4 protein-coding genes and 1 rRNA gene (1 of these 5 running past the window's edge) are annotated in these 6,097 nt (G+C 60.2%); 2 read left to right on the top strand and 3 right to left on the bottom strand.

What is annotated here, in order from left to right:
• The 3 genes from A4C63_RS00865 to A4C63_RS00855 form a co-directional block, all read right to left on the bottom strand.
• Positions 1-425 (bottom strand): 16S ribosomal RNA (locus A4C63_RS00865) (it extends 1,114 nt beyond the left edge of the window).
• Between the two features lie 968 nt (positions 426-1,393).
• Complete coding sequence (locus A4C63_RS00860; RefSeq protein WP_063911129.1) at positions 1,394-2,887, bottom strand: CoA-acylating methylmalonate-semialdehyde dehydrogenase; 1,494 nt, start codon at positions 2,885-2,887, stop codon at positions 1,394-1,396.
• Positions 2,888-2,960: 73 nt separating this feature from the next.
• On the bottom strand, positions 2,961-4,307 hold the full coding sequence (locus A4C63_RS00855; RefSeq protein WP_063911128.1) for an aspartate aminotransferase family protein: 1,347 nt from the start codon (positions 4,305-4,307) through the stop codon (positions 2,961-2,963).
• Between the two features lie 118 nt (positions 4,308-4,425).
• Here A4C63_RS00855 and A4C63_RS00850 point away from each other — a divergent pair, with 118 nt between their 5' ends.
• Positions 4,426-5,343, top strand: a complete 918-nt coding sequence (locus A4C63_RS00850; protein WP_046616867.1) for a LysR family transcriptional regulator — start codon at positions 4,426-4,428, stop codon at positions 5,341-5,343.
• Positions 5,344-5,433: 90 nt separating this feature from the next.
• On the top strand, positions 5,434-6,096 hold the full coding sequence (locus A4C63_RS00845) for a TetR/AcrR family transcriptional regulator (RefSeq protein ID WP_012270360.1): 663 nt from the start codon (positions 5,434-5,436) through the stop codon (positions 6,094-6,096).
• Position 6,097: the final 1 nt, after the last annotated feature.

Genomic DNA, 6,097 nt, shown 5'->3' with positions numbered 1-6,097 from the left:
TTACAATCCGAAGACCTTCTTCACACACGCGGCATGGCTGGATCAGGCTTTCGCCCATTGTCCAATATTCCCCACTGCTGCCTCCCGTAGGAGTCTGGACCGTGTCTCAGTTCCAGTGTGACTGATCATCCTCTCAGACCAGTTACGGATCGTCGCCTTGGTGAGCCATTACCCCACCAACTAGCTAATCCGACCTAGGCTCATCTGATAGCGCAAGGCCCGAAGGTCCCCTGCTTTCTCCCGTAGGACGTATGCGGTATTAGCGTTCCTTTCGAAACGTTGTCCCCCACTACCAGGCAGATTCCTAGGCATTACTCACCCGTCCGCCGCTGAATCAAGGAGCAAGCTCCCGTCATCCGCTCGACTTGCATGTGTTAGGCCTGCCGCCAGCGTTCAATCTGAGCCATGATCAAACTCTTCAGTTCAATACTGCTTGGGTTTTTAAGAAACCCTAAACTTGGCTCAGCAATCTCAAATGACTATGTGATTTCTCGCATGGCCACTTGTGATGCTGATAATCTTTGTGACTATCAGTCCATACTCACAAGCACCCACACGAATTGCTTGATTCGATTTGTTAAAGAGCGTTTGGTTAAGAGCTTTTCGTCTCAACCGAGGCGCGCATTCTACGCTTTCCTCATTTTCTGTCAAGCGTTTATTTTGAAGTTTTTTGCGAGAAACTCGTTTAGCTTCAAACACTTGACTCGCTGCGATCTCTCGTAGCGGGAGGCGAATCATACAGCGTTTAGAAGCGCTGTCAACCATCATCTCAACCGCTGGCGATCATTTGATCGTAGCCCTTTCAGTTCTTTCTGAACAACCTAACTCATTGAATTTCAAGAAGTTTGTCGTTCCGATGTCGCTGGAAGTGGGGCGCATTATAAGGGGATTCGAAGGGGCGTCAACCTTTAATTTCAAGAAATTGAAATATCAGGGGAAAAGACCACATCAAGGCCACCAGGTGTTCGCCACAACACCTTCTGCGCCTATGAGATCGAGCGCCGCCCGCGCGGCGCTTCGCAGCACAAGGCTGCTCCTACATCTGTTTCGGGCCAATTATTCCTGCGCCATTGGCGCGCGCACCCTGGGTGCATGGCWGGAGATTGATGARSAGCAGCAGGCGCAACCTTCGATATTGAATGGAACAGACAAGGCGGTCGCGCGCGCCAGGCACAGGAGAGACTGGCCCGAAACAGATGTAGGAGCAGCCTTGTGCTGCGAAGCGCCGCGCGGGCGGCGCTCGATCTTGTAGGCGCCAGAAAACACAAGGCAGGCACCTCTCAAAGCCAATACCATCTCAAGACAGGCCCCTAGCCGCCCTGACGCACCCAACAACCAAACCCCAAAAACAAAACGGGGAGGCCTGTCGGCCTCCCCGCTTCTGCTTCATCCCTTACAAACTAGGGAACGCAAACTGCGAAGCCTCATGGCTGGCCCGCTGCGGCCAGCGCTGGGTGATCGCCTTGCGACGGGTATAGAAGCGCACTCCATCCGGGCCATAGGCATGCAGGTCACCGAACAGCGAGCGCTTCCAGCCACCAAAGCTGTGGTAGGCCACCGGCACCGGCAGCGGTACGTTCACACCGACCATGCCCACTTCGATCTCGTCGCAGAACAGGCGCGCCGCTTCACCGTCACGAGTGAAGATGCAGGTGCCATTGCCATACTCGTGATCATTGATCAGCTGCATGGCCTGCTCCAGGCTGTTCACACGCACCACGCACAGCACCGGGCCGAAGATCTCTTCCTTATAGATGCGCATCTGCGGGGTCACCTTGTCGAACAGGGTGCCACCGACGAAATAGCCATCCTCATTACCCGCCACACGGTAACCACGGCCATCCACCACCAGCTTGGCGCCAGCAGCAACACCGTCATCGATGTAACCCACTACCTTGTCACGCGCAGCAGCAGTCACCAGCGGGCCCATGTCCAGGCCGCACGAGGTGCCGGCACCAATCTTCAGTGCCTTGATCTGTGGTTCCAGCTTGGCAATCAGGGCGTCGGCCACCTGGTCACCCACGCACACCGCCACTGAAATGGCCATGCAACGCTCACCGCACGAACCGTAGGCAGCCCCCATCAGTGCGCTCACGGCGTTGTCCAGGTCGGCATCCGGCATCAGCACCGCGTGGTTCTTCGCACCACCCAGGGCCTGTACGCGCTTGCCGCGCTTGGTGCCTTCGGCGTAGATGTACTCGGCGATCGGCGTCGAACCGACGAAGCTCAGGGCCTTCACTTCCGGCGCTTCGATCAGCGCATCCACCGCTTCCTTGTCGCCGTGCACCACGTTGAGGATGCCCTTCGGCAGGCCGGCTTCCAGCAGCAGCTGGGCGATAAACAGGGTCGAGCTCGGGTCGCGCTCGGAAGGCTTGAGGATGAAGGCGTTACCGCAGGCGATGGCCAGTGGGTACATCCACAGTGGCACCATGGCCGGGAAGTTGAACGGGGTGATACCGGCAACCACGCCCAGCGGCTGGAAGTCGGACCAGGCATCGATGTTCGGGCCGACGTTGCGGCTGTACTCGCCTTTCAGCACTTCTGGCGCGGCGCAGGCGAACTCGACGTTCTCGATGCCACGCTTCAGTTCGCCGGCGGCATCCTCCAGGGTCTTGCCGTGCTCTTCGCTGATCATCTGCGCGATACGCGCTTCGTTCTGCTCCAGCAGTTGCTTGAAGCGGAACATCACCTGGGCGCGCTTGGCCGGTGGGGTGTTGCGCCAGGCCGGGAAGGCAGCCTTGGCCGAGTCGATCGCCTCCTGCACGGTCGCGCGGCTGGCCAGTTCGACCTTGCGCACGGCCTGGCCGGTGGACGGGTTGAAGACATCGGCGGTGCGCTCACCCTTGGTAACCACTTCGCCGTGGATCAGGTGCTGAACAATGCTCATGCAAAACTCCAGATAAAGAAGGTAGAGGCCGGCGCGCGAAGTGTTCACGCGCCGCGCATCAAAATCAGAAAGATCAGTCGATCAGGTTCAGGGTTTCGCCCACTGCGTCGAACAGGCGGTCCAGTTCCTGCGGCGTGGTGTTGAAGGTTGGGCCGAACTGCAGGGTGTCGCCACCGAAGCGTACATAGAAGCCTGCCTTCCACAGTTTCATCGCCGCTTCGTATGGACGCACGATGGCATCACCGTCGCGGGCAGCGATCTGGATCGCGCCGGCCAGGCCGTAGTTGCGGATATCGACGATGTTCTTGGTGCCCTTCACGCCATGCAGCAGCTTCTCGAAGTGCGGCGCCAGCTCGGCGGCGGCCTGCACCAGGTTTTCCTTCTGCAGCAGGTCCAGCGCGGCGATACCGGCGGCACAGGCTACCGGGTGGGCCGAGTAGGTGTAGCCGTGCGGGAATTCCACGGCGTACTCCGGGGTCGGCTGGTTCATGAAGGTCTGGTAGATCTCGCTGCTGGCGATCACCGCACCCATCGGGATGGCGCCGTTGGTCACCTGCTTGGCGATGCACATCAGGTCCGGGGTCACGCCGAAGGCTTCGGAACCGGTCATCGCGCCCATGCGGCCGAAGCCGGTGATCACTTCGTCGAAGATCAGCAGGATGTTGTGCTGGGTGCAGATTTCACGCAGACGCTTCAGGTAACCCTTCGGCGGCGGCAGTACGCCAGCCGAACCCGCCAGCGGTTCCACGATCACGGCAGCGATGTTGGAGGCATCGTGCAGCTCGATCAGCTTGAGCATTTCGTTAGCCAGGGCGATACCGCCCTCTTCCGGCATGCCTTTGGAGAAAGCGTTCACCGGCAGCACGGTGTGAGGCAGGTGGTCGACATCCAGCAGCTGACCGAACAGCTTGCGGTTACCGTTGACGCCACCCAGGCTGGTGCCGGCGATGTTCACACCGTGGTAGCCACGGGCACGGCCGATGATCTTGGTCTTGGTCGCCTGGCCTTTCAGGCGCCAGTAGGCACGCACCATCTTCAGCGCGGTGTCGGCACACTCGGAACCGGAGTTGGTATAGAACACATGGTTCAGGTCGCCCGGGGTCAGCTCGGTGATTTTCTCGGCCAGCTGGAACGACAGTGGGTGGCCGAACTGGAAGGCCGGGGAATAGTCCAGGGTGCCGACCTGCCGAGCCACCGCCTCGGTGATTTCTTTGCGGGTGTGCCCGGCGCCGCAGGTCCACAAGCCCGACAGGGCATCGAAGATCTTGCGCCCCTGGTCATCGAACAGATAGCTGCCTTCGGCCGCCACGATCAGGCGTGGGTCGCGCTGGAAGTTGCGGTTGGCGGTGTAGGGCATCCAGTGGGCATCCAGCTTGAGCTGGCTGGCGATACCGGCGGAGGCGGTTTCGGGCATGTTCATCGGCGGTTCCTCGGAAGACGATTAGGCAACGATGGATGTTGTTGCAGCTAAATTGGCACGGCGATAAAGTCTGAAAAAGCCAACATTTCTAATCTTCAGACAGGCCCTGACTAAACTAATGAGCCGACGCCCCGATCCACTCGCCCAGGTCAGCGATTTCGACATCCGTCTGCTGAAGATCTACCGCAGCGTAGTCGAGTGCGGCGGCTTCTCGGCCGCCGAAAACGTGCTGGGCATTGGCCGTTCGGCCATCAGCCAGCAAATGAACGACCTCGAGCAACGCCTCGGTCTGCGCCTGTGCCAACGCGGCCGCGCCGGGTTCTCACTGACAGAAGAAGGCCGTGAGGTCTACCACTCGGCACTGCAACTGCTCAGCGCCCTGGAAAGCTTCCGCACCGAGGTCAACGGCCTGCACCAACATTTGCGTGGCGAGCTGAACATTGGCCTGACCGACAACCTGGTGACCCTGCCGCACATGCGCATCACGCATGCCTTGGCCGAGCTCAAGGACCGCGGCCCCGACGTGCGCATCCAGATCCGCATGATCGCACCCAGCCAGGTCGAGCACGGCGTGCTCGACGGCAGCCTGCACGTCGGCGTGGTGCCGCAGACCAGCCCGCTGTCGGGCCTCGAGTACCAGCCGTTGTACAGCGAGCGCTCACTGCTGTACTGCGCGGTCGGCCACCCGCTGTTCTATGCCGATGACCAGCAGATCGATGACGACCGCCTCAACAGCCAGGAAGCCATCACCCCCACCTTCCGCCTGCCGGCCGAAATCCAGGCGCATTACCAGGCGCTGAACTGCACGGCCAGTGCTTCGGACCGTGAAGGCATGGCGTTTCTCATCCTTACCGGGCGCTACATCGGCTACCTGCCAGACCACTACGCCACGTTCTGGGTGCAGCAAGGCCGCTTGCGTGCCCTCAAGCCCCAACAACGCTTCTATGACCTGAGCCTCAGCTGGGTAACGCGCAAAGGCCGACGGCCTAACCTGGTGCTGGAAAGCTTCCTCGAAAGCCTGGCTGCGACACGCTGATGCCAGTCTGTGCCGCAAACGCTTGTCACTTCGGCACAGGCAGGTAATCTTGTCCGACAGCCGCAGCCACTGACCCGTACGGAATCGTCCATGACCCTAGAAGTCCCTGCGCATCGCCTCTCCGCCTCGGGCAAGCCCGCGGGCCGTATCCGCCAGAAGAACGAACAGGCCATTATCCAGGCCGCCGAAGACGAGTTTGCCCGCCATGGTTTCAAGGGCACCAGCATGAACACCATCGCCCTCAAGGCGGGGTTGCCCAAAGCCAACCTGCATTACTACTTCACCAACAAGCTGGGCCTGTACATTGCCGTGCTCAGCAACATCATCGAGTTGTGGGACAGCACCTTCAACGCCTTGAGCGTCGAGGATGACCCGGGCGAAGCCCTGAGCCAGTACATTCGCACCAAGATGGAGTTCTCCCGGCGCAACCCGCAAGCCTCGCGGATTTTCGCCATGGAAGTGATCAGCGGCGGCACCTGCCTGACCGAATATTTCAGTGCCGACTACCGCGAATGGTTCCGGGGCCGGGCCGCGGTGTTCCAGGCCTGGATCGAAGCCGGCAAGATGGACCCGGTCGATCCGGTGCACCTGATCTTCCTGCTGTGGGGCAGCACCCAGCACTACGCCGACTTCGCCACCCAGATCTGCCAGGTTACCGGCCGCAGTCGCCTGACCAAGCAGGACATGGAAGACGCGAGCAACAACCTTATCCACATCATCCTGAAAGGCTGCGGCATCAAGCCGGCTGCCTGAC

The organism is Pseudomonas sp. p21 (assembly GCF_001642705.1).
In the GTDB taxonomy this organism is placed as follows: Bacteria; Pseudomonadota; Gammaproteobacteria; order Pseudomonadales; family Pseudomonadaceae; genus Aquipseudomonas.
Note: the sequence above shows the minus strand (reverse complement) of the source record. Positions and strands in the feature narration are given on the sequence as shown.